Genomic DNA, 22,577 nt, shown 5'->3' with positions numbered 1-22,577 from the left:
AACGGAGCAATTCGATGCGGGCGCTCGTAACGGGCGGCAGCGGCGCACTCGGGCAGGCGATCTGCACGGCGCTCGCGCAGGCCGGCCATGAAGTGTGGGTGCATGCGAACCGCAATCCCGAGCACGCGGAGGCGGTCGCGCAGCGGATCGTCGCGGCCGGCGGCACCGCGCACGCAATCGCGTTCGACGTGACCGACGCCGATGCGACGCTCGCCGCGCTCGCGCCGTTCATCGACGATGCGCCGGTGCAGATCCTCGTCAACAACGCGGGCATTCACGACGACGCGCCGTTGGCCGGGATGTCGCGCGAGCAGTGGCGCAGCGTGATCGACGTGACGCTCAACGGTTTTTTCAACGTCACGCAGCCGCTGTTGCTGCCGATGATCCGCACGCGGCGCGGCCGGATCGTCAATATCGCGTCGGTCGCCGGCGTGACCGGCAACCGCGGGCAGGCGAATTACGCGGCCGCGAAGGCGGGGCTGATCGGCGCGACGAAGTCGCTGTCGCTGGAGCTTGCGTCGCGCGGCATCACCGTGAACGCGGTCGCACCCGGCATCATCGAATCGCCGATGGCCGAGCACGCGTTTCCCGCCGACCGGATCAAGCAGCTCGTGCCGGCGCAACGCGCGGGCCGGCCCGACGAAGTCGCGGCGATGGTCGCGTATCTGGTATCCGATGCGGCCGCCTATGTGACCGGGCAGGTGTTGTCCGTCAACGGCGGGCTCGCATGACGACGACGCGCGCAGCGTCGGATTGACGCGGCGCAACGGCGCGCAACGCGGCGCGTAGCAACCGTGGTGCCGCGCGCCTGCGCCGCTTAGTGAGGAAATCGAAGTGTCAGTGCATCCAGTCGACGCCGAACGGCGAGCGTGTTCCCTGTCGTCCGCCACGGCCGCGGTCGCGCGCGGCCGCATGGCAGCCGGGCTCGCCGCGGACGGCGGCAATCGTGCGCTGCGACTCGTCCGGATCGATCACGCGCGGCTGGCGGTGCGCCTGCACGATGCGCAACGGCGCGGCGACACGTTCGACCAGGTGTTTCCCGGCGCGCTGGGCGCGGTGTGTATCGGCGCGGCCGGCGCGTCGACCGACGCGATGGCGCGCCTGCTGACCGATGCCGCGCCCGACCTGCCGCTCGCGCCCGTACCGATGGCGCTGCTCGACGCCGGCGGTCACGCACGCGCCGGCGCCGTCTGCGAAATCTGGCAGTGCGACGCGCCCGACCTGCGCAGCGAACGGCGCGGCGCGCTGCAGTACCGCTACAGCGAAACGGCGGGGCTCGTGTTCGGCAGCATCGTCGTGCAGGAAGCGGCCGGTGTGACGGGTGCGGAGCGCGATGGCGGCACGCCGCTCGAACGGGCGACCCACGATGCGTATCGCGCGCTGTTCGACGTGCTCGATACGCTCGGCATCGCGCATCCGCTGCGGATCTGGAACACCGTGCCGGCGATCAATGCGCAGCAGTTCGGAATCGAGCGCTATCGTCAGTTCAATATCGGCCGTCAGCGCGCATTCGACGCGTGCCGCCGCGCGCTGACGGGCGGCGTGCCGGCCGCGTGCGCGCTCGGTTCGATCGTGCCGGTCGCGGGCGACATGCCGCCGGCCGCGCCGCTCGCGATCCATTTCATCGCGAGCCGCACGCCGGCCGATCCGGTCGAGAACCCGCGCCAGGTCAGCGCGTATCACTACCCGGCGGAATACGGCCCGCGTGCGCCGACGTTTGCGCGCGCGGCCGCATGGAGCGACGGCGATGCGCCGCCGCTGCTGTTCGTGTCGGGCACCGCCAGCATCGTCGGACATCGCACCGTGCATCGCGGCGACGTCGTCGCGCAAACGCGCGAGACGATCGCGAACCTGGCCGCCGTGCTGGAGCAGGCCGCGCGGCAGGGGCATGGCCCGTTCGCACTGGCCGACCTGAGCTATCGCGTCTACGTGCGCGACGCCGCCGATGCCGCGGCGCTCGCCGCGATCGAACGCGCGTTGCGCGATGCGGCCGGCCCCGACGTGCGGCCGCTGTTCGTCCACGCGGACGTGTGCCGCGACGATCTGCTGGTCGAGATCGAGGCGAGCGCCGGGCATCCGCTGGAGCCGTTGTCGTGAAGCGCGCGGGCCTGTCGCTGCGCGAACCGTCGACGCGCGCGGGCGGCGTCGACGCAGCCTGTCCGCGGTCGCCCGCAGGTCATACACTTTTGTCAGGATCACCGTCTTCGCAATCGGCCGTTCCCATGTCCAAGCTGCACGCCTCGTCCACTCATCTCGTTCTGATTCCGAGCTACAACCCGGGCGCCAAGGTCGACACGACCGTGCGCAACGCCCGCGCGCAGTGGAATCCGGTGTGGGTCGTCGTCGACGGCAGCACGGACGGCAGTGCCGAGCGGCTGCAGGCGATGGCCGAGCGCGATCCGGGGCTGCGCGTGATCGTGCTGCCGGAGAACCGCGGCAAGGGCGCAGCGGTGCTCGCCGGGCTCGACGCGGCCGCCGCGAGCGGCTTCACGCACGTGCTGACGATGGATTCGGACGGCCAGCATCCGGCCCAGCTGATTCCCGACTTCATGGCCGCGTCGCAGGCGGCGCCCGACGCGATGGTGCTCGGCCTGCCGAAGTTCGATGCGAGCGCGCCGCAACTGCGCGTGCAGGGCCGCCGGCTGTCGAACGCGTGGGCCGACCTCGAGACGCTGTGGGCCGGGATCGGCGATTCGCTGTACGGTTTTCGCGTGTACCCGGTCGCGCCGCTCGCCGCGATCATGCACCGGCAGCCGTGGATGCGCGGCTTCGACTTCGATCCCGAAGCGGCGGTGCGACTGTGCTGGGCCGGCGTGCAGCCGATCCGCATCGAAGCGCCGGTGCGCTACTTCGGCGAGCACGAGGGCGGCGTGTCGCATTTCCACTATGGCCGCGACAACGCGCTGCTCGCATGGATGCATCTGCGGCTCTTCGCCGGTTTCGTCGCGCGGCTGCCGATGCTCGTCGCGCGACGGCTGACGCGCCGGTCGCGCTCGCCGTTCAGCCGGTCGCCGGGCCGCAGCGATTGATTGCATTTTCGGCATCAATTCGCTGGATGATTGAGCATTGCGTGTCGGATCGGCAAGTAATCAAGTTGTCATGCGTTGTAAACAACTGGTAATTTTCTGCCGGATTATGCAAAATCGCCGCTCCTAAATACAACTATCGAGGGATCCGGGATGCATATCAAGAAAGCGGCGGCGGCATGTGGCGTGGCGTTCCTGTTGAGCGCATGCGGCGGGATGCAGAGTCTCGACGCGAACAGCCTGACGTCGGCAGGGACCAACCTGTTCAAGGCGGCAACGCTGTCGGACACGGACATCGCAGCCCTGTCGAACGATTCGTGCAAGGCGAGCGACGCGGAATCGAAGATCGCGGCACCGAACAGCGCGTACTCGAAGCGTTTGACGAAGGTGATGAAGGGCTTCGGCGACATGACGCTGAACGGCCAGAAGGTCAACTACAAGGTCTACGTGACCAAGGACGTCAACGCGTGGGCGATGGGCAACGGCTGCGTGCGCGTGTACAGCGGCCTGATGGACATGATGAACGACGACGAACTGCGCGGCGTGATCGGTCATGAAATGGGCCACGTCGCACTGGGTCACTCGAAGAAGGCGATGCAGACGGCCTACGCGGTCAGCGCGGCGCGCAGCGCGGCCGGCGCGGCGTCGCCCGGCGTGGCGGCACTGACGAGCTCGCAGCTCGGCGACATCACCGAGAAGTTCATCAACGCGCAGTTCTCGCAGACGCAGGAAAGCGCGGCCGACGATTACTCGTTCGACCTGATGAAGCAGAAGGGCATGAACCAGAAGGGCCTCGTCACCGCGTTCCAGAAGCTCGCGCAGCTCGACGGCGGCCAGAGCTCGATGATGAGCTCGCACCCGTCGTCGGCGAGCCGTGCCCAGCACATCCAGGATCGCATCGCGAAAGGCAGCTGACCGCCTCGTGCGGCGCCGGAGCGGCTCGCCCCGGCGTCCGGCGCGATGAAGAAAACCCCACGCTCGTCCGGGCGTGGGGTTTTTGTTTTTCGGGGGTGCGTGGCGCAGCGGTGCGGCTTACGGCACCATCCCCGGCAGCACGTAGGCCTGCACGAGCGTGATCAGGCCGACGATTACGACGAACAGCAGGCTGTGGCGCACGGTGAAGCGAAACAGCTCGGACTCCTTGCCGACGAGGCCGGTCGCCGCGCAGGCCACTGCAATCGACTGCGGCGAGATCATCTTCGCCGTGACGCCGCCCGTCGTGTTCGCGGCGACCGCGAGCGTTTCCGGCACGCCGAGCTGGTGCGCGGTCGTCTGCTGCAGCGAGCAGAACAGCGCATTCGACGACGTGTCCGAGCCCGTCAGGAACACGCCGAGCCAGCCGAGGAACGGCGAGAAGAACGGGAACGCGGCGCCGGTCGCGGCCAGCATCAGCGCGAGCGTCGACGACATCCCCGAGTAGTTCGCGACGAACGCGAACGCGAGCACCAAGCCGATCGACAGGATCGGGCGCGTGAGTTCCGACAGCGTTTCGCCGAACGTGACGAGCGCATCGCGCGGCTTCATCCGCAACAGCACCATCGAGATCAGCGCGGTCACGAGGATCGCGCTGCCGACCGCCGACACGAGGTCGATCTTCAGCACGGCTTCGAGCGCCTTCGGCGTCGCGGCGATCGGCGCGGTTTTCACGACCAGCTGGTCGAGCCCCGCCACATGGAACTTCAGCACGGTCGATGCCAGCGCGCCGTGCGCGGCGAACAGCGCCTTGAACGGCGCGATGCTCCACACGGTGACGACGGCGGTCAGGATCAGGAACGGCGACCATGCGCGCACGGTCTGCGCGAGCGTGTACGGCGACGCCTGACGGCTCGTGTGCGCTCCCGCAACGTTGCCGCCCGCGCCGAACCCGCCAAGCGCCGCGCCGCCGCCCGAAGCGACGATGCCGCCGTCCGTCTGTTTCGCGCTGCTCGGCTGCCACACCTTCAGGAAGGCGGCGAGCGCGACGAGGCTGACGAGCGACGACGTGATGTCCGGCAGCTCGGGCCCGATGTGGTTCGACGTGAAGTACTGCGTGATCGCGAAGCTGCCGCCCGCGACGAGCGCGGCCGGCCACGTCTGCCGCACGCCGCGCAGCCCGTCCATCATGAACACGAGCCAGAACGGCACCGCGAGCGACAGCAGCGGCAACTGGCGGCCGGCCATCGCGCCGATGTGCATCGGGTCGATGCCCGTCACCTGTCCGGCGACGATGATCGGAATGCCCATCGCGCCGAACGCGACCGGCGCGGTGTTTGCAATCAGACACAGTCCTGCCGCGTGCAGCGGCTTGAAGCCGAGGCCGACCAGCAGCGCGGCCGTGATCGCGACGGGCGCGCCGAAGCCGGCGGCACCTTCGAGGAACGCGCCGAACGAGAAGCCGATCAGCAGCATCTGCAGCCGCTGGTCGTCGGTGATCGACAGTACCGACGCGCGGATGACGTCGAACTGGCCGGTCTTCACGACGATCTTGTACAGGAACACGGCCGCGACGATGATCCACGCGATCGGCCACAGGCCGTACGCGAAGCCGAAGCCGGCCGCCGCGAGCGCCTGCGGCACGGGCATCCCGTACGCGAGGACCGCGACGCCGAGCGACAGCAGCAGCGTGATCGCGGCGGCGACGTGCCCCTTCATCCGCAGCGCGGCGAGCGCGACGAAAAAGAAGATGATCGGAATTGCGGCGACGAACGCCGACAGCCCGAGGCTGCCGAGCGGGGTGTAGATCTGATGCCAAACCTGCATGGGTGTCTCCTCCATGGATTTCTATTGGTACGGGTTTGAAAACGGATGGGTTATTCGGGCTGGCCGCGGGCGCGCAGCAGGTCGGACAGGCTGCGCGGCGCGGGCTCGAGCGGCGTGCGGTGCTGGGTCCAGCCCATCTGCTTGGCGGGCGTCAGCGCGCGCAGCCGCGTCGCGGTCCAGCGGAATGCGCGATACGCGCGCGGATGCGCGAACGCACCCGACCAGAAGCGCCACACGAGGTCTTCCGCGCGGTTGTAGTTCGCGCCCTGGCCGCGCAGCGGGTGCGCGACGGGTTCGTCGGGCTTGCGGTTCGCCTCGGTGCGCAGCCGCACGAGCAATTGCGGGATCGGAATCCGGACCGGGCACACCTCGCCGCATGCGCCGCACAGCGTCGACGCGGTCGGCAGGTCGGCCGTCGCGTCGAGGCCGAGCAGGTGCGGCGAGATGATCTTGCCGATCGGGCCCGGGTAGGTGGTGCCGTATGCGTGGCCGCCGATGCGCGTATAGACGGGGCAGTGGTTCATGCACGCGCCGCAGCGGATGCACTGCAGCGTCGCGCGCAGTTGTTCGTCCGCATACGCCTGCGTGCGGCCGTTGTCGAGCAGTACGAGATGCAGCTCGCGCGGGCCGTCGCGTTCGCCGTCGCGGCGCGGGCCGGAAATCAGGTTGAAGTAGGTCGTGATTGCCTGGCCGGTGGCCGAACGCGTGAGCAGGCTCGACAGCGGCACGATGTGCTCGAGTTTCTCGACGACCTTCTCGATCCCCATGATCGCGACGTGCGTGTCGGGCACCGTCGTCGACAGCCGGCCGTTGCCTTCGTTCTCGACGAGCCACAGCGTGCCCGTGTCGGCCGCCGCGAAGTTCACGCCGGACAGGCCGATGTCGGCCTCGGCGAACGCGCGGCGCAGCGCCCGCCGGCCGGTCTGGATCAGCTCGTCGACATCTTCCGTGTAGCGCGTGCCGGGGATGTGCTGCTCGAACAGCCCGGCGATGTCGCCGCGCGTCTTGTGGATCGCCGGCATCACGATATGCGACGGCTTCTCGCCCGCGAGCTGCACGATGAACTCGCCCATGTCGGACTCGATGCAGTCGACGCCATGATCCGCGAGGTAATGGTTCAGCTCGATTTCCTCGCTCGCCATCGACTTGCCCTTGATCACGCGGCGCGCCTTGTTCGCCTGCGCGATGCCGAGCACGATCGCGTTCGCGTCGGCGGCCGTCTCGGCCCAGTGCACGTGGACGCCGGCTTCGGTCAGCTTCGCTTCCAGCCGCTCGAGCAGCGACGGCAGTTGCGCGAGCGCATGCTGCCGCACGGCTTCGCCGAGATCGCGCAATTGCTGCAGCTCGGTGTCGTCGGGGAACTGGGTCGCGCGCTTGCCTTGCAGGAAGTCCATCGCGCCGCGAAAGCTGCTGCGCAGCGCCGGATCGTCGAGCGCGGCGCGCGCGCGGGCCTTGAAGTCGCCGGGGGCGACGAATTGCAGCGGTTGGTCGCTCATCGCGGCAGGTCCTGGCGGGCGGTTGCGGCCGGCGCGGCGGCCGGTTCGGTGACGATCACGACCCAGAGGTTGCGCGGGCCGTGTGCGCCGTACGCAAGGGTCTGCTGGATATCGGAAGTTTTCGACGGGCCCGACACCAGCACGACGTTGGTCGGCATGCCGGCGTGCCAGCGTTCCGCATGCACGGCTGCATGAAGATCCGCGTGCAGCGTGTTCGCATGCACGAGCGCGACGTGCAGCGGCGGCACCAGCGATACCGTGCGCGGCGTGCCGGGATCGGGTGCGAGCACGACGGTGCCGGTTGCCGCGATGCCCGAGCGCGCGACGGTGAAGCCCGCATCGATCGTGTCGAACAGCTCGGCCTTCCACGCGTCGATCGGACGGTCGAACGGCACCGGCGCCACCGCGTCGGGCAGCGCGCGCGCGAGTGCCGCGGATTCGGCGCGGGCCGGATCGAGCAGCAAGCGGCGCACGCCGGCTTCGGCGAGACGCGCGGCAAGCTGCGCGGGCCACGCATCGGCGCTGGCGCACCAGACCTCCGCGTGCGACGCGGCGAGCGCGGCCTGCATCGTCTGCGCGAGCGCGTGAGGATCGGGGGCAACCGGCGCACGGCGTGCCGCGTAATGCGTGTCGATGCGCGCATCGAGCGCGCTCGCGGCGCGCGCCGCGACGCCGGGCGCTGCGCTGCGCAGGCGCGCGAGGATGGCGTCGCGCGCGCTCATTGCGAATCTCCGCGCAGCGACGCGGCGCCGGCCGTGCGGCGCCACAGGAAGCTCGCGAGATGCTCGACGGGCAGCGCCGCGCCGGCCTTGGTCGCGGCGTGGCTGATGTTCAGCAGGCAGCCGCAGTCGGCCGACACGAGCCGGTCGCAGCCCGTCGCGCAGGCCGACGCGACCTTGTCGTGCACCATCGCGCCGGAGATGTCGGGATGCTTCAGCGAGAACGTGCCGCCGAAGCCGCAGCATTCGGATTCGCGTTCATGTTCGATGCGCGTGACGCCGGGCAGCGCATCGACGAGCGCGACGCCATGCACGCGCGTCCCCATCTCGCGGCGGGCCGCGCACGACGTGTGCAGCACCACGCGTTCTGCCGGGCCGGCGTTCGCGGGGAGGGCGTCCAGCCGCACGTCGAGCACATGGACGAGGAATTCCGCGAGTTCGTAGGTGCGTTCCGCGATCGCGCGGGCCTTCGGGCCGTGCACGGGGTCGTCGGCGAAGAGGGCCGGCCAATGGTGCCGGATCATGCCCCCGCACGAGCCGGACGGCACGATCACGGGCCACGGCTCGCCGAACAGGTCGAGCTGCGCGGCCGCGACGCGGCGCGCCTCGTCGGGATTGCCGCTGCTGTAGGCCGGCTGCCCGCAGCAGCTCTGGCCGCGCGGATAGTGGACGGTCAGGCCTTCGCGTTCCAGCAGGCGAACCGCATCGAGCCCGGCTTCGGGGACGAACAGGTCGACCAGGCAGGTCGCGAACAGATAGACGTGCGTGGGGGCGGTGGCGGCGTAGTGCCTTTCGTTCATGTCTCGCTCCAGGGGCGACCGCCCGGCATTCGAATGCGGGGCGACGATTTCGCTGCATAATTCCCGCGACGGCGCCGCAGCTCAAATTGGTTGGGCCAATCGGCGCGACGGACATTCCGGATGGAGAGGCGGCGATGGCGGCGATGACGGCACGGGGCCGGACCGAAGTGGTGATGCGCAAGATCGAAACGGCGCTGCTCGACGGCACGTGGCCGGCCGGCGCGCGGCTGCCGGCCGAGCGCGTGCTCGCTCAGCAGTACGGCGTGGCGCGCAATACGGTGCGCGAGGCAACCCAGCGGCTCGTCGCGCGCGGACTGTTGCAGAGCCGGCGCGGCGCGGGCGTCTATGTGACGGATCAGCTGCGCGCGGGCATCGCGTCGCCGTGGGGCCAGCTGGTCGCCGATCATCCGGCGCTGCGCGACGACATTCTCGAATTCCGCCGCGTGCTCGAGGGCGCGACCGCGTATTTCGCCGCGCTGCGCGCCGACGCGAACGACCGGCGCCGGATCCGCACGCTGCTGCGCGAGCTCGAAACCGCGCATGCGAACGACGATGCGGCCGTCGAGGCGTCGACCGACGCGAAGCTGCACGAGGCGATCGCGCTCGCGTCGCACAACACGATGTTCCTGCACCTGCACACGAGCGTGATCGGGATGCTGCGCGAGCACATCTCGATCAACGTCGCGGGGATGACGACGCACGACGAGCAGGCGTCCGAGCTGCTGTTGCTGCAGCATCGCGTGGTGTGCGACGCGATCTGCGCGCACCGGCCCGAGGAGGCGCGCACCGCGATGCAGACCCATATCGACTACGTGCGCAGCCACTTCGAGCGAAGCGGCGATGCGCCGTGAGATTGGTTGGACCGCGGCCACGGCAGGCCCGCCCGACGGGCGCTCGCGCGCCGCGTTCTCTGTTCCGGCGGGCCGCCGTGCGTAGTGCGAGCCGCGGCCTGGCGCCGCCGCGCGCGCCGGCCGCGCGATTGACCGGTTCGTCGGGCGCCCACTAGAATCGGCCGGAACCGCCCGTCAGCCGCGCGCCGCGGCGATTGCGGACCCATTGATCCGCCTGTCGAGGAAGCTCTCGTGCTCACGTCTTTGATCCGGCGCGCGCCGGCCGCGCTCACGTGGCGCGCCGCGTGCCGCCCGGCCCGCGCGCTGGCCGTCTGCGTGCTGCTGTCGCTGGTCGCCGCCTGCGCGACCCATCCGCCCGCCACGTCCCTCGATCGTCCGGTCTCCCACGCGTTGCCGCCCGATGCCGCGACGCCGCTGCGCGACGCGCTGGTCGCGCCGGAAGCCGCGCACCCGGGCCAGTCGGGCTTCCGGCTGCTGCCCGATGGCGCCACCGCGCTGCAGATGCGCATCGCGCTCGCGCGCGCGGCGACCAGGACGCTCGACATGCAGTACTACATCGCGACCGAGGACACGACGGGCAAGCTGCTGCTCGGCGCCGCGCTGTACGCGGCCGATCGCGGCGTGCGCGTGCGGATGCTGGTCGACGACCTGAACTTCCGCGATATCGACCGCGTCATGGCCGCGCTCAATACGCATCCGAACATCGAGATCCGCGTGTTCAACCCGTTCGGCGCGTCGCGGCACGGGATGGTGGAGCGCACGGCCAATTTCTTCACGCGCATCGACAACTTCACGCGCCGGATGCACAACAAGGCGATGATCGCGGACAACCAGATCGCGATCGTCGGCGGGCGCAACCTCGGCGACGAATACTTCAGCGCGAGCCCGACGCTGCAGTTCCGCGATCTCGACGTGCTGGCAGCCGGGCCCGTGACGAACGACGTCTCGACGAGTTTCGACGACTACTGGGCGAGCGCGAGCAGCTATCCGCTGCGCGTGCTGAATCATCAGTCGTTCGACCCGAAGGATCTCGACGCGATGCGCGACGAGTTGCGCGACCACTGGCGCAAGTACGCGGACCCGTACAACGCGAAGCCGCTGAATGCGACGCCGCTCGCGCAGCAGATCGCGCGCGACGAGCTCGAACTCGTGTGGGCGCCGGCCGAATTCGAGGTCGACGCGCCGTCCAAGGTCGCGCGGCCGACCGATACCTACGTGAGCCCGCCGATGCGGCGCCTGGTCGACCTGACGCACACCGCGCAAAAGGAGTTCCTCGCGTTTTCGCCGTACTTCGTGCCGCACGATGCGGGCGTGACGATTCTCGGCGACATGACCGCGCGCGGCGTGCGCGTCGCGATCCTCACCAACTCGCTCGCCGCGACCGACGCGGTTGCCGTGCAGGCCGGCTACGCGCCGTATCGCGTGCCGCTGCTGCAGCACGGCGTCGAGCTGTACGAATTCAAGGCGCAGCCGGGCTCGCCGCGCGCGCGCCTGTTCGGCTCGCGTTCGCGGGCGAGCCTGCATGCGAAGGCGTACGTGATCGACCGGCAGATCCTCGTGATCGGCTCGATGAACCTCGATCCGCGTTCCGCGCACCTGAATACGGAACTGGCGCTCGTGATCCACAGCCCGGCGATCGCGCAGCAGGCCGCGGCGATCTTCGCGCGCGCGACGCAGCCCGACGAAAGCTATCGCCTGGGCCTCGTGGCGCCGACGGGGTGGGGTACGCCCGAACTCGAGTGGACCGGGATGGACAACGGCACGTTCACCACCTATCACGTCGATCCGCATGCGGGGCTGATGCGCAACCTGATGACCGGCCTCTTCATGCTGCTGCCGGTCGACGACCAGTTGTAAGGGCCGGAACGGCTCGGGCCAAACCCGCGATACCGGTGCGCGGGGAAAGGTGATATGGTTGTGCGCGCAACTATATGCGTATCGTGAAGGCGCCGTCGAACGGCTCGTGCAACGCGGGCCGGCGCGGCGCGGAACGACACGCCGCATGCGCCGCGCGACCCGCGCGCGACGCCAGGAGACGAGGGACGATGTGCGCAGCCGCCCGCGCGGTTGCGCCCGCCCGCAACCGGAGTGCCCCATGCAACGTGTACCGAACCAGCCGTTCACGCGTCCCGCCCGTTTCTCCGAAGCCGAATGGCAGGCGCGCGTGCAGCTCGCCGCCGCCTACCGGATCTTCGACCATCTCGGCTGGACCGAACTCATCTACAACCACATCTCGCTGCGCGTGCCGGGCGAGGACGGCTATTTCCTGATCAACCCGTTCGGGCTCCATTACCGCGAGGTATGCGCATCGAACCTCGTGAAGATCGACATCGACGGCAACGTGATCGGTCATTCCGACTGGCCGATCAACCCGGCCGGCTTCACGTTCCACAGCGCGATTCATGCGGCGCTGCCGGATGCGCATTGCGTGATGCACGTGCATACGACGCCGACGATGGCCGTGTGCTGCTCGCGCGACGGGCTGTCGTTCACGAATTTCTATTCGGCGCAGTTGTACGGGAAGGTCGCGTATCACGATTTCGAGGGCATCACCGTGCATCTCGAAGAAGGGCGGCGCATCGTCGGGAGCGCGGGCGGGCGGCCCGTGCTGCTGCTGCGCAACCACGGGCCGGTGACGATCGGCGCGACGCTCGCGCAGACGTTCTCGCTGATGTGGCTGCTCAATCGCGCGTGCGAGGTGCAGGTCGCGACCCGCGCGATCGGCGATGCGTTGCCGATCGCGCCGGCGGTGCTCGACGCATGCGTGCGCGATTCGCTGAATTTCGATCCGAAGCATGGCGCGGGGCAGGACGCATTCGACGCGCTGCAGCGCATCGTCGACCGGATCGATCCCGGCTATCGCGCGTAGGGGCGCGGTGTCGGCACGATGCCGGATTCGATCGGCGCGGCGAAAGTTGATTCGCGATGCTTGACGGCCGGCGAAACCGGATGTGCCCGGCGCTGCGCGCATGCCGTGCGCGACGGGCAAAAAAAAACGCGGCCGGATGGCCGCGTAAATACTCGCAGACTCCTTCGGACGAAGGAAACAAGCAACTGTGAGACGAAGTGTAGCGAAAGGCCGCGAGCGGATTCAGGGCCCGGGCTGCAAAGGTCTCTTCCAGGTTGCGGCAGTCTGCCGGATCCGCGGCGATCGACTACCATCATGGAGCGTCGCCGGCCGGGTGGCGTACTACGTCGTACAAGGAGGATTCATGCCGAAGCTGCGTTTGCTCCAGGTGGCGTTACTCGCGGGCGTGCTGGCCGCCGGCAGCGCCGCCGCCGAAACGGTGCGCCTGTCCGCCAACCTGCAACCGTCGAGCGAAGTGCCGCCGACCGCGACGAAAGGCGCCGGCGCGCTCGACGCGACTTACGACACGGCCAGCCACATGCTGCAGTGGAGCGTGACTTACGAACACCTCACGGGGCCGGCGACCGCCGCGCACTTCCATGGGCCGGCGCCGGTCGGCCAGAACGCCGGTGTGCAGGTGCCGATTCCGAAGGACGCGCTCGCGAGCCCGATCAAGGGTTCGAAGGCGCTCACCGACGCGCAGGTCACCGACCTGATGGGCGGCAAGTGGTACTTCAACATCCACACGAAGGCGCATCCGTCCGGCGAGATCCGCGGCCAGGTGATGCCGGCGAACTGACCCCGGCGAAGCGGCGCGCGAACCGGGCGGCGCGTTTGATGTAGAGCCTCCCGTCGAGCGGCGCCGGCGCGATCGCACGTACCATCGTCACACTGTGATGACGGAGTGCGTTCGATGAGTTGGCAAAGCAGGTTCGCGTGCTGGCTGCTGCGCTGGCAGTTTCGTCCCGAGACCACGCGTCCGGTGCTCGATCCCGCCCGTGCGCGGCGCTTCACGGATCTCAGGATGATCGTGCCGCGCCGCGCGCCGTCGGGCTACCGGCTGCGCGAATGCTACGGTCCCGGCGACGCGCCGCTGCGCGGCGAGTGGCTCGAGCGTACCGACGCGGCGCCCGCGCGCGGGCCGGGCCGCACGCTGCTGTACTTCCACGGCGGCGGCTACTACTTCTGTTCGACGAAAACCCACCGGCCGCTGGTATTCGGCCTGACGAAGCGCGCGGGCGTGCGCGCGTTCTCGCTCGATTACCGGCTCGCGCCCGAGCACCGCTTCCCGGCCGCGCTCGACGACGCGCTCGCCGCGTACCGGCAATTGCTCGCGCTCGGAACGCCACCCGAATCGATCGTGTTCGGCGGCGACTCGGCGGGCGGCGGCCTCGCGCTTGCGACGCTCGTCGCGCTGCGCGATCGCGGCGAACTGCTGCCGGCCGGCGCGATCCTGTTCTCGCCGTGGACGGACCTGGCCGGCACGGGCGGCACGATGCGCACCAACGACGGCCCCGACCCGATGTTCGCGGGCGCGGCGCTGCCGAAGGCGGCGAAGCTGTACCTCGGGGACGCGGCGCCGACGCATCCGTACGCGTCGCCGTTCTATGCGGATTTCACCGGGCTGCCGCCGCTGTATATCCAGGTCGGCAGCACCGAAGTGCTGCTCGACGATTCGCGCCGCGTCGCCGACAAGGCGAAGGCGGCCGGCGTGCCGGTGGACATCGAGATCTGGCCGGACATGCCGCACGTGTGGCAGCTCTATACGCCGATGGTGCCGGAGTCGCGCGATGCGCTCGACCGGGCGGCCGCGTTCCTGCGCCGCGTCGCGGTCGAACGGGCGGTTCAGCGCGTCGGCGAGGCGTCGATCGCCTGATACGCGGCCTTCACGGCCACCGCGCCGTACTTGCGTTCGAGCCGGCGCACGGTGAAGTGGCCGTGCGCCATCTGCTGGAAGTGGTCGATGAACAGCGTGTTGACGGTCGCGCCGAGCACCGCGCCGATCGCCGGGATCGACTTCGCGGCCATCTGCTCGGTCACCTGCACCGAAAAGCGTGACGCCACCGTCTGCACGAGCTTGAACACCGCCGCCGAGCTGTGCGCGGCGATCCCTTTCGTCGTGATGTCCGACGAGGCCTTCGAGATCGCCTGCGCGAGCGCGCCGCGCAGCACGAAATAGCCGAGATCGGCTTCGTCGTCGTGCCTGTCCGGGTTGCCGCCCATGCCGAGCACGGCCAGGCACTGCAACTGCGTATCCACCGAGCCCAGGTCCTCGCCCTCGCTGCGCGCGATGTCGCAGACCGAGCGGAAGATCAGCGTGGTCGTTACCGGCAGCTCGACCGGCAGCGCGAGGAAGCCGAACGCGCCGCCTGCCGCGCCCGTCGTGGCGACCGCCAGCTTGTGCAGCAGGTTGCTCGGCTTGTCCGGTTCGGCATCCGGCCCCGGCGGCTTGCCGAGTGTGCGCAGCGCGATGTTCAGGCACTTGCGCAGCGCGAGCTGCGTTGCGTCGTTGATCTTGCCGGTCGCGAAGTCGGGCAGCCGCGCGATCATCTTCTCGACCGGCGCACCCAGCACGCCCGTCAGCTTCATCGTCAGCGACGGGCTTTCCAGCACCTGTTTCGCGCGCCGCAGCGCGTCCCGGTCGTCGGGCGACAGCGTCGTCGCGGGCGTGATTGAAATCGGTTCCATCTTTCTCCTTCGGGGCCAGAAGCCCTAAACCGTCGCCAGCCTAGATTACTCCGCCATGCTAAAATTTTGAGATTGTTTGACTCGTCAAAAGTTGCATCAACAAAAAATGGCCGTCCATACTGCCGCCCACCATTCGAGCGGGCAAGTCCTGCCGTTCCGCGAATCGCTGCTGGCGATGATCGGGATCTCGTTCGTCACCATGCTCGTCGCGCTCGACCAGACGGTCGTCGGCACCGCGCTGCCGACCATCGTCGCCGAGTTGAGGGGCTTCGACCTGTACGCATGGGTCGCGACGTCGTACCTGCTCAGTTCCGTGATTACCGTGCCGATCTTCGGCCGGCTCGGCGACTATTACGGCCGCAAGCCGTTCGTGATCGCGTCGATCGTCGTGTTCACCGGCGCGTCGGTGCTGTGCGGGATGGCCAACGACATGCTGTACCTGGTGCTCGCACGCGGCCTGCAGGGCATCGGCGGCGGGATGCTGGTCGGCACCGCGTTCGCGTGCATTCCCGACTTGTTCCCCGATTCCGTCGTGCGGTTGCGCTGGCAGGTGCTGATGAGCTCCGCGTTCGGCATCGCCAACGCGGTCGGGCCGTCGCTGGGCGGGATCCTGACCCAGTCGTTCGGCTGGCGCTCGGTGTTCTACGTGAACCTGCCGGTCGGCCTGCTGTCGCTGTTCTTCGTGTGGCGCTACCTGCCGCACCTGCGGCACGTCGCGCACGACCGCAAGATGCGGCTCGACTGGCCCGGCGCGCTGCTGATCGCGCTGTCGCTCGGCGCGCTGCAGCTGTTCGTCGAATGGCTGCCGAAGTACGGCGTGATGAGCTGGGCGTCGCTGCTGCTGGTCGTCGCGGTCGGCGCCGGCGTCGGCTTGTGGCATTGGGAAAAGCGCTGCGCGCAGCCGATCCTGCCGTTCGACATGTTCGGCAACCGCGCGCTGTCCGCGCTGTTCGTGCTCGCGATCCTCGCGGGCTTCTCGATGTTCTCGCTGCTGTTCTATGCGCCGCTGCTGTTCCAGGGCGGCTTCGGGATGTCGCCGAAGGAGGCGGGGCTCGTGATCACGCCGCTCGTCGTGTTCATCACGATCGGCAGCATCATGAACGGACGGGTCGTCACGCGCATCCGCAATCCGAACGCGATGCTGCACGTCGGTTTCGTGCTGTTCGCGATCGCGTGCGCGGGCATCGTCGTGTCGACGCATACGACGTCGACCTGGGTGCTGATGGCGCTGATGGTCTCGGGCGGCATCGGCCTGGGCTTCGTGCTGCCGAACCTCACCGTGTTCGCGCAGCAGACGGCCGGGCGCGAGCACCTCGGCATCGCGACCGCGCTGCTGCAGTCGCTGCGGATGGTCGGCGGGATGATCGGCACCGCGCTGACGGGCACGCTCGTCAATCAGCTGTATTCGAGCGGCGTGCGCGATGCGCTGTCGGGCGACCACGCAATGCAGTGGCATGCGCAGCTCGCCGATCCGCCGATCCTGATCGATCGCGCGGCGCAGGGCGGTCTCGTCGCGGCGCTCACGCGCGCCGGGCATAATGGCGCGCTGCTGCTGGAAGCGGCCCGCGAATCGCTGGTCGGCGCGATTCACCTGGGCGTCGCGATGGCGGCCGTCGTCGCCGTCGTGTCGGTGTGGCAGTGCCGCCGCGTGCCGCCGATCGCGCTGCGGCACAAGATCGAGCCGCATGTCGCGGCCGATTGATCGATTGAATGAATAGAACTCAGCGCATGGAAGAACAGGACCGCGTCGCGATCTTGCAGCAATTCGGACGCACGTATCGCGCGTTCATGACCGCGTTCGAAACGCACGTCGGACAGCCGATGCCGCGCTGGCGGATCATGGTCGCGCTGCACACGCTGGGCGGGCATGCGTCGCAGAAGAAGCTCGTCGAGGTGCTGCGCATCGATCCGGGCGCGCTCACGCGCCAGCTGAAGTCGCTCGACGCGCTCGGCTGGATCGAGCGCGCGTCCGACGCACGCGACAACCGCGTGACCAACGTGACGCTCACCGCCGACGGCCGCGCCGCATTCGACGCGTGCTTGCCGCGCCGCAAGGCATTCCTCGATCAGACGATGGCGCAACTGCCGGACGACGTGCTCAGTGCGCTGTCGGGCGCGCTGGCGATGCTGGAATCGCGGATCGCGGACGTCGCGTCCACGCCGGCGTCGCCCTGAACGGCGCGGCGGAAACGGGCAGGAAGAAGGGGCGGGCTGGAGAAGACGCGGCACGGAACAGCACGCCCCGGCCGTGCGCGACCGGAGCACGGGTTGCACGAACCCGCCGCCGGCCGGCCTTTCATCTCATCTCATTTCACTTCGTTCACAGCTCGATGCGCGTGCCCAGCAGCGCGAGGAACTGCGCGATCCATGCCGGATGCGCGGGCCACGCGGGTGCGGTGACGAACGGCGCATCGGTCACGGCGGCATCGACCGGAATGTCCGCGTATTCGCCGCCTGCGAGCTTCACTTCGGGCGCGCAGGCCGGGTAGGCCGAGATGCGCTTGCCGCGGATCACGTCGGCGGCCGCGAGCAGTTGCGCCGCATGGCAGATCGCGGCGATCGGCTTGCCGGCTTCCGCGAACGCGCGCACCAGCGCGATCACCTTCGCATCGAGCCGCAGGTATTCGGGCGCACGGCCGCCCGCGATCGCGAGCGCGTCGTAGCCGGACGCATCGACGTCGTCGAACGTCGCATTCAGCGTGAACTGGTGGCCGGGTTTTTCGGTGTAGGTCTGGTCGCCTTCGAAATCGTGGATCGCGGTCTTGACCTTGTCGCCCGCGCGCTTGCCCGGGCAGACTGCATCGACGTGATGGCCGACGGCCTGCAGCGCCTGGAACGGCACCATCGTTTCGTAGTCTTCGGCGAAATCACCGGTCAGGAACAGGATCTTCTTCGCGGCCATGGCTTTCTCCATTGAACAGCGTTGAGGGCCCGTTCGCGTCGTGTGCGGCAGACGGTGCAACGGCGGCGAAGCGGCCCCGAGGACGAAAGCGCAGTGTACTCCGGCCGATTGAAGCGCGCGTGACGGCCGCCCCGCGCGGCGGCGGGGCGGTGGGGTGGCGCGTGCGGTGCGTCAGAAGAAGGTTTCGACGACTTCCGTCACGCGGAACTGCGGATCGAGGACGAGCAACTGGCGCCACTTGTCGAACGTCAGGCACGGGTGCGAGATGTCGAACGCGACCATGTCGCCGACCTTCACGTCCGCGCCCGGCGGGATCTGCAGGTACGCGTGCTGGTCCATCATCCCGGTGACCGCCCAGCCTTCGCTCGCGGCGACGTCACGCGGTGCGCTGTCGCGGCCCGGACGGAAGTGCCGCGCCGGCTCGGGCAGGCCCGCGTCGAACGCGGCGTCGCGCTTGCCGAGCGCGATGATCGCGCGATCCTGCTCCGGCACCGACTGCACGTACGCCCACAGCTGCAGCGCCGGCAGCAGCCCTTCGCCCATCTTGCGCGCGATCGGGTTGCGCGCGAACACGTCGGTCTGCGCCTTCTTGTAGATGCCGACGTCGTGCGTCAGGTAGCAGCCCGGACGCAGCACGACTTCCGCGAAACCCGCGTCGGAGGCCTTCGCGAATTCCTCCGCGACCACGTCGTACCAGGCCGAGCCCGCGCCCGACAGGATCGCCGGCGTGCGCGCGAAGCGGCCGGCTTCGGCCAGCTCGCGCGTGAGCGCGACCGCGCCCTGCAGGAACGCGCGGATCTCGCCTTCCTCCTTCAGCACGCCTTCGTAGAGTTCGATGCCGGCCAGCTTCAGCGTGTCCGGATAGCGCGCGATCGCGTCGAGCACCGCCTGGCGCTGCGCGGCATCGCGCACGCCCGCGCGGCCGCCCGGCACGCCGAGTTCGATCAGCACGTTCAGCGATTTCTTCGCGTCGCCGAAGAAGCGGCCGAGCTGGTCGACGCTGTCGGCCGAATCGACGAGGCAGAAAAACTCGAAATCGGGATCGGACAAGAGCCCCGCGATGATCGTCATGTTCTGGCGGCCGACCAGCTGGTTCGCGAGCAGCACGCGCCGCACGCCGCCGTGATACGCGGCCTGCGTCTGATGCGCGGTCGCGAGCGTGATGCCCCACGCGCCGGCGTCGAGCTGGCGGCGGAACAGTTGCGGCGCCATCGTCGTCTTGCCGTGCGGCGCGAACTGGACGCCGTACTGCTGGACAAACGCCTGCATCCAGTTCAGGTTGTGTTCGATGCGATCCGCGTACAGCACCGCGGCCGGCAGGCTGACGTCTTCCGCGAGCAGGTTCCACTCGAGACGGCCCGCGTCGTCGAGCGGCACGCTCGCGCTCGGGACGTTGCCGAGACCCTTGCCCAACGGATCGATCGTCGGTTCTTGATAGTTTGTAACTTTCATGTCATCCCGCTCCATCATCACTATGCATTGCATTGAAGTTGACATGCAGATGGTACAGAAAGTAGCATCGGCGCGGTGATGTTATTTAGTAACATCGAGCTCCACACCCTTTTCAGCAGATGAATACGCCCGCCATCCCGTCCGCTTCGTCCGGCGCCGAGCAACCGGCTCCGGTTGCCCCGCCGGTCCTCGACATCGTCGCGCGGATCGCCGAATGCGCGCCCGAGTTGCGCGAAGCCGAGCGCAAGGTCGCCGCGTTCATCCTCGCCGATCTCGCGCGCGCCGCGCATGCGAGCATCGGCGCGCTGGCACGCGACGCGGAAGTCAGCGTCGCGACGGTCACGCGGTTCGCGAAGGCCGTCGGCTGCCGCGACGTGCGCGAACTGAAGGTGCTCGTCGCGCAGGCGGCGGCCGTCGGCCAGCGCTTTCTGGTGCCGTCCGACGACGGTCCCGCCGAAGACGCGAGCCCCGCGTCGGTCGTCTACGACGAAATCCGCGTGGCGCTCGCGCACAACCATCAATTGCTGCGCAACACGTCGTTCGACGCGGCCGCCGACCTGCTCGCCGGCGCGAAGATGATCTATGTGTACGGGCAGGGCGGCGGCTCGACCGCGCTCGCCGACGAGCTGCGCTTCAGGCTCGTGCGTTTCGGCCGGCCGGTCGCGAGCTACCAGGACAGCCTGCTGCAGCGGATGGTGTCCGCGACGCTGTCGCGCGACGCCGTGGTCGTCGCGCTGTCGGTCAGCGGCCGCGTGCCCGAGCTGCTCGAGAGCTGCCGGCTTGCGAAGCGCTACGGCGCGAAGCTGATCGCGATCACCGCGCCGGCGTCGCCGCTCGCGAAGCTCGCCGACCACCTGATTCCGGTCGTCGCATTCGAAACCGATTTCATTTACAAGCCTTCGACATCGCGCTACGCGATGATGATGGCGATCGACGTGCTCGTCACCGGAGTCGCGCTGCGGCTCGGCGATGCGGGCCGAGAATCGCTGCGTCGCATCAAGCATGCGCTCGATGCGCATCGCGGCGGCGGAGACCGTCAACCGGTAGGAGACTGACCATGCATTCGCACCCCGAAGCCGCCGATACGCTGATCGTCGGCGCGCAGCTGTACGACGGCACCGGCGCCCCGCCCGTCACGCGCGACGTCGCGATCCGCAACGGCGCGATCGCGGCGATCGGCAACCTGTCGAACTGGCTCGCCGAGACCGTCGTCGATGCGAACGGCCGCGCGCTCGCGCCGGGCTTCGTCGACGTGCACACGCACGACGACACGCACGTGATCCGCGCCCCGGAGATGCTGCCGAAGATCTCGCAGGGCGTGACGACCGTGATCGTCGGCAACTGCGGGATCAGCGCGTCGCCCGTGACGCTCGCGGGCGATCCGCCCGACCCGATGAACCTGCTCGGCGAGCGCGATGCATTCCGCTATCCGACCTTCGCCGACTACGTCGCGGCCGTGAACGCCGCGCGTCCGGCCGTCAACGTCGCGGCGCTCGTCGGGCACACCGCGCTGCGCAACAACCAGATGGACCGCCTCGACCGCGCGGCGACCGACGGCGAAATCGCCGGGATGCGCGCGCAGCTCGAAGAGGCGCTCGCGAACGGCGCGCTCGGATTGTCGTCGGGCCTCGCGTACGGCTCCGCGTTTGCGGCGCCGGCCGAGGAAGTGATGGCGCTGGCCGAGCCGCTCGCGAATGCGGGCGCGCTGTACACGACCCACATGCGCACCGAGTTCGACGCGATCCTCGACGCGATGGACGAGGCCTACCGCGTCGGCCGTCACGCGCAGGTGCCGGTCGTGATCTCGCACCTGAAGTGCGCGGGCCCGTCGAACTGGGGGCGCAGCACCGAGGTGCTCGCGTCGCTCGAAGGCGCGCGTCGCTACCAGCCGGTCGGCTGCGACTGCTATCCGTACAGCCGCAGTTCGTCGACGCTCGACCTGAAGCAGGTGACGGGCGACATCGACATCACGATCACGTGGTCGGAGCCGCATCCGGAAGTCGCCGGCAAGCTGCTGAAGGCGATCGCGGCCGACTGGGGCGTGACCGAGCAGGAAGCCGCGCAGCGGATCCGCCCGGCCGGCGCCGTGTACCACAACATGTCCGAGGACGACGTGCGCCGGATCCTGTCGCACCCGGCGACGATGGTCGGCTCGGACGGCCTGCCGAACGATCCGCTGCCGCATCCGCGGCTGTGGGGCGCGTTTCCGCGCGTGCTCGGCCATTACGTGCGCGACACGAACCTGCTGCCGCTCGAGGAAGCGATCCGCAAGATGACGTCGCTGTCCGCGCGCCGCTACGGGATCGCGCGGCGCGGCGAAGTGCATGTCGGCTATCACGCGGATCTCGTGCTGTTCGATCCGGCGCGCGTGATCGACGCCGCGACGTTCGAGAAGCCGCAGCAACCCGCGCACGGGATCGATGCGGTGTGGGTGAACGGCGTGCTGACTTACGAGAACGGCCAGCCGACCGGCGAGCGCGCCGGCGGTTTCGTCGCGCGCGGCGAGCGCGTGCCGGCGAGTGCCGACGCCGCGTTCTGAGCGCGGTTCCGATTCGATCTGCCGCGCGTGCCAGGGTCGGCGCGCGCATCCGCAACCGTGCGTTGCATGGGGCGGGAGCAGGCGCTGAAGCGTCGGCTCCCGCCGACAAACAAGGAGTGAAACGATGAAGCGATATGGCGTAGGCGAAGCGAAGGGGACCGGCGGCCAGGTGATGCCGTTTGCGCGTGCGGTCGAGGCCGACGGCTGGCTGTACGTGTCGGGCCAGACGCCGATGGTGAACGGCGAGGTCGTCGAAGGCGGGATCGTCACGCAGTCGAAGCAGACGATCGAGAACGTGATCGCGATCCTGAAGGAAGCCGGTTACGGCCTCGAGCACGTCGTGCGCTGCGGCGTGTGGCTCGACGACGCACGCGATTTCGCGTCGTTCAACAAGGTGTTCGTGTCGTACTTCGGCGAGCACCCGCCGGCACGCGCGTGCGTGCAGTCGAGCATGGTCATCGACTGCAAGGTCGAGGTCGACTGCATCGCTTACAAGGCGCCGGCGAAGTAACGCGCG

At 69.0% G+C, this 22,577-nt stretch carries 21 protein-coding genes; 14 read left to right on the top strand and 7 right to left on the bottom strand.

What is annotated here, in order from left to right:
- Positions 1-14 precede the first annotated feature (14 nt).
- From fabG to DCN14_RS29305, 4 genes are all read left to right on the top strand, one after another.
- Positions 15-731 carry a 3-oxoacyl-ACP reductase FabG gene (gene fabG, locus DCN14_RS29320; RefSeq protein WP_096508709.1) on the top strand — a complete coding sequence of 239 codons (717 nt, stop codon included), beginning with the start codon at positions 15-17 and terminating at the stop codon, positions 729-731.
- 103 nt (positions 732-834) lie between these two features.
- Positions 835-2,097 (top strand): endoribonuclease L-PSP, encoded by a 1,263-nt coding sequence (locus DCN14_RS29315; RefSeq protein ID WP_096508682.1) that lies wholly within the window; start codon positions 835-837, stop codon positions 2,095-2,097.
- Between the two features lie 125 nt (positions 2,098-2,222).
- Entirely contained in the window at positions 2,223-3,029 is an 807-nt protein-coding gene (locus DCN14_RS29310) for a glycosyltransferase family 2 protein (protein WP_096508683.1), read from the top strand.
- Positions 3,030-3,179: 150 nt separating this feature from the next.
- The gene (locus tag DCN14_RS29305) at positions 3,180-3,941 is read left to right on the top strand and encodes a M48 family metalloprotease (RefSeq protein ID WP_096508684.1); all 762 of its coding nucleotides are present in this window, start codon (positions 3,180-3,182) and stop codon (positions 3,939-3,941) included.
- A 117-nt stretch (positions 3,942-4,058) separates the two neighbouring features.
- Here the strand turns inward: DCN14_RS29305 and DCN14_RS29300 are convergent, their stop codons facing one another.
- Genes DCN14_RS29300 through DCN14_RS29285 form a run of 4 tightly spaced genes read right to left on the bottom strand, consistent with a single transcriptional unit; the run spans position 4,059 to position 8,780 of the window.
- Positions 4,059-5,765 (bottom strand): lactate permease LctP family transporter, encoded by a 1,707-nt coding sequence (locus DCN14_RS29300; protein WP_096508685.1) that lies wholly within the window; start codon positions 5,763-5,765, stop codon positions 4,059-4,061.
- A gap of 50 nt (positions 5,766-5,815) precedes the next feature.
- Entirely contained in the window at positions 5,816-7,261 is a 1,446-nt protein-coding gene (locus tag DCN14_RS29295) for a LutB/LldF family L-lactate oxidation iron-sulfur protein (RefSeq protein ID WP_096508686.1), read from the bottom strand.
- Positions 7,258-7,983, bottom strand: a complete 726-nt coding sequence (locus DCN14_RS29290; protein ID WP_096508687.1) for an LUD domain-containing protein — start codon at positions 7,981-7,983, stop codon at positions 7,258-7,260. Before DCN14_RS29290 ends, DCN14_RS29295 begins: the two co-directional genes overlap by 4 nt.
- Entirely contained in the window at positions 7,980-8,780 is an 801-nt protein-coding gene (locus DCN14_RS29285) for a (Fe-S)-binding protein (protein ID WP_096508688.1), read from the bottom strand. Before DCN14_RS29285 ends, DCN14_RS29290 begins: the two co-directional genes overlap by 4 nt.
- A 134-nt stretch (positions 8,781-8,914) precedes the next feature.
- Between DCN14_RS29285 and DCN14_RS29280 the strand changes: the two genes are divergently transcribed.
- The 5 genes from DCN14_RS29280 to DCN14_RS29260 all read left to right on the top strand — a co-directional run bounded on the left by DCN14_RS29280 (position 8,915) and on the right by DCN14_RS29260 (position 14,355).
- Complete coding sequence (locus DCN14_RS29280; RefSeq protein ID WP_096508689.1) at positions 8,915-9,631, top strand: FadR/GntR family transcriptional regulator; 717 nt, start codon at positions 8,915-8,917, stop codon at positions 9,629-9,631.
- Between the two features lie 231 nt (positions 9,632-9,862).
- Positions 9,863-11,488: a phospholipase D family protein gene (locus DCN14_RS29275; protein ID WP_096508690.1), complete on the top strand. Its 1,626-nt coding sequence runs from the start codon at positions 9,863-9,865 to the stop codon at positions 11,486-11,488.
- Positions 11,489-11,726: 238 nt separating this feature from the next.
- The gene (locus DCN14_RS29270) at positions 11,727-12,500 is read left to right on the top strand and encodes a class II aldolase/adducin family protein (protein ID WP_096508691.1); all 774 of its coding nucleotides are present in this window, start codon (positions 11,727-11,729) and stop codon (positions 12,498-12,500) included.
- 343 nt (positions 12,501-12,843) lie between these two features.
- Complete coding sequence (locus tag DCN14_RS29265) at positions 12,844-13,278, top strand: CHRD domain-containing protein (protein ID WP_096508692.1); 435 nt, start codon at positions 12,844-12,846, stop codon at positions 13,276-13,278.
- Between the two features lie 114 nt (positions 13,279-13,392).
- The gene (locus tag DCN14_RS29260; protein ID WP_096508693.1) at positions 13,393-14,355 is read left to right on the top strand and encodes an alpha/beta hydrolase; all 963 of its coding nucleotides are present in this window, start codon (positions 13,393-13,395) and stop codon (positions 14,353-14,355) included.
- Here the strand turns inward: DCN14_RS29260 and DCN14_RS29255 are convergent.
- Positions 14,325-15,167 (bottom strand): EcsC family protein, encoded by an 843-nt coding sequence (locus DCN14_RS29255; protein ID WP_096508694.1) that lies wholly within the window; start codon positions 15,165-15,167, stop codon positions 14,325-14,327. The two genes, DCN14_RS29260 and DCN14_RS29255, sit on opposite strands and share 31 nt — an antisense overlap.
- Positions 15,168-15,273: 106 nt before the next feature.
- Here DCN14_RS29255 and DCN14_RS29250 point away from each other — a divergent pair, with 106 nt between their 5' ends.
- Both DCN14_RS29250 and DCN14_RS29245 read left to right on the top strand, forming a co-directional pair.
- A complete protein-coding gene (locus DCN14_RS29250) occupies positions 15,274-16,869 on the top strand; it encodes an MDR family MFS transporter (RefSeq protein WP_096508695.1) in 1,596 nt (531 codons plus the stop codon).
- A gap of 26 nt (positions 16,870-16,895) precedes the next feature.
- Entirely contained in the window at positions 16,896-17,342 is a 447-nt protein-coding gene (locus DCN14_RS29245; protein WP_096508696.1) for a MarR family transcriptional regulator, read from the top strand.
- 145 nt (positions 17,343-17,487) lie between these two features.
- On the opposite strand, the gene DCN14_RS29240 is transcribed toward DCN14_RS29245, so the two are convergent.
- Both DCN14_RS29240 and DCN14_RS29235 read right to left on the bottom strand, forming a co-directional pair.
- On the bottom strand, positions 17,488-18,069 hold the full coding sequence (locus DCN14_RS29240) for a DJ-1/PfpI family protein (protein WP_096508697.1): 582 nt from the start codon (positions 18,067-18,069) through the stop codon (positions 17,488-17,490).
- Positions 18,070-18,240: 171 nt separating this feature from the next.
- Positions 18,241-19,521, bottom strand: a complete 1,281-nt coding sequence (locus DCN14_RS29235; RefSeq protein ID WP_096508698.1) for an amino acid deaminase — start codon at positions 19,519-19,521, stop codon at positions 18,241-18,243.
- A 119-nt stretch (positions 19,522-19,640) separates the two neighbouring features.
- Here DCN14_RS29235 and DCN14_RS29230 point away from each other — a divergent pair, with 119 nt between their 5' ends.
- The 3 genes from DCN14_RS29230 (at position 19,641) to DCN14_RS29220 (ending at position 22,571) form a co-directional block, all read left to right on the top strand.
- Positions 19,641-20,576, top strand: coding sequence for a MurR/RpiR family transcriptional regulator (locus DCN14_RS29230; protein WP_096508699.1), 936 nt, complete (start codon positions 19,641-19,643; stop codon positions 20,574-20,576).
- 2 nt (positions 20,577-20,578) lie between these two features.
- Positions 20,579-22,060 carry a D-aminoacylase gene (locus tag DCN14_RS29225; RefSeq protein ID WP_096508700.1) on the top strand — a complete coding sequence of 494 codons (1,482 nt, stop codon included), beginning with the start codon at positions 20,579-20,581 and terminating at the stop codon, positions 22,058-22,060.
- A gap of 124 nt (positions 22,061-22,184) precedes the next feature.
- Positions 22,185-22,571: a Rid family hydrolase gene (locus DCN14_RS29220; RefSeq protein WP_006751946.1), complete on the top strand. Its 387-nt coding sequence runs from the start codon at positions 22,185-22,187 to the stop codon at positions 22,569-22,571.
- The last annotated feature ends 6 nt before the right edge of the window (positions 22,572-22,577 follow it).

Origin of the sequence: Burkholderia sp. IDO3, from assembly GCF_003366075.1 — a bacterium.
Lineage (GTDB): Bacteria > Pseudomonadota > Gammaproteobacteria > Burkholderiales > Burkholderiaceae > Burkholderia > Burkholderia anthina.
The sequence above is the reverse complement of the archived record's forward strand: the minus strand, read 5'-3'. Positions and strand labels throughout refer to the sequence as shown.

Coding starts and splice junctions, on each gene's coding strand:
- DCN14_RS29280 (WP_096508689.1), top strand. CDS start 8,915: ATGGCGGCGATGACGGCACGGGGCCGGACCGAAGTGGTGATGCGCAAG.
- DCN14_RS29220 (WP_006751946.1), top strand. CDS start 22,185: ATGAAGCGATATGGCGTAGGCGAAGCGAAGGGGACCGGCGGCCAGGTG.
- DCN14_RS29295 (WP_096508686.1), bottom strand. CDS start 7,261: ATGAGCGACCAACCGCTGCAATTCGTCGCCCCCGGCGACTTCAAGGCC.
- fabG (WP_096508709.1), top strand. CDS start 15: ATGCGGGCGCTCGTAACGGGCGGCAGCGGCGCACTCGGGCAGGCGATC.
- DCN14_RS29290 (WP_096508687.1), bottom strand. CDS start 7,983: ATGAGCGCGCGCGACGCCATCCTCGCGCGCCTGCGCAGCGCAGCGCCC.
- DCN14_RS29240 (WP_096508697.1), bottom strand. CDS start 18,069: ATGGCCGCGAAGAAGATCCTGTTCCTGACCGGTGATTTCGCCGAAGAC.
- DCN14_RS29270 (WP_096508691.1), top strand. CDS start 11,727: ATGCAACGTGTACCGAACCAGCCGTTCACGCGTCCCGCCCGTTTCTCC.
- DCN14_RS29310 (WP_096508683.1), top strand. CDS start 2,223: ATGTCCAAGCTGCACGCCTCGTCCACTCATCTCGTTCTGATTCCGAGC.
- DCN14_RS29245 (WP_096508696.1), top strand. CDS start 16,896: ATGGAAGAACAGGACCGCGTCGCGATCTTGCAGCAATTCGGACGCACG.
- DCN14_RS29300 (WP_096508685.1), bottom strand. CDS start 5,765: ATGCAGGTTTGGCATCAGATCTACACCCCGCTCGGCAGCCTCGGGCTG.
- DCN14_RS29225 (WP_096508700.1), top strand. CDS start 20,579: ATGCATTCGCACCCCGAAGCCGCCGATACGCTGATCGTCGGCGCGCAG.
- DCN14_RS29285 (WP_096508688.1), bottom strand. CDS start 8,780: ATGAACGAAAGGCACTACGCCGCCACCGCCCCCACGCACGTCTATCTG.
- DCN14_RS29305 (WP_096508684.1), top strand. CDS start 3,180: ATGCATATCAAGAAAGCGGCGGCGGCATGTGGCGTGGCGTTCCTGTTG.
- DCN14_RS29230 (WP_096508699.1), top strand. CDS start 19,641: ATGAATACGCCCGCCATCCCGTCCGCTTCGTCCGGCGCCGAGCAACCG.
- DCN14_RS29250 (WP_096508695.1), top strand. CDS start 15,274: ATGGCCGTCCATACTGCCGCCCACCATTCGAGCGGGCAAGTCCTGCCG.
- DCN14_RS29255 (WP_096508694.1), bottom strand. CDS start 15,167: ATGGAACCGATTTCAATCACGCCCGCGACGACGCTGTCGCCCGACGAC.
- DCN14_RS29235 (WP_096508698.1), bottom strand. CDS start 19,521: ATGAAAGTTACAAACTATCAAGAACCGACGATCGATCCGTTGGGCAAG.
- DCN14_RS29260 (WP_096508693.1), top strand. CDS start 13,393: ATGAGTTGGCAAAGCAGGTTCGCGTGCTGGCTGCTGCGCTGGCAGTTT.
- DCN14_RS29265 (WP_096508692.1), top strand. CDS start 12,844: ATGCCGAAGCTGCGTTTGCTCCAGGTGGCGTTACTCGCGGGCGTGCTG.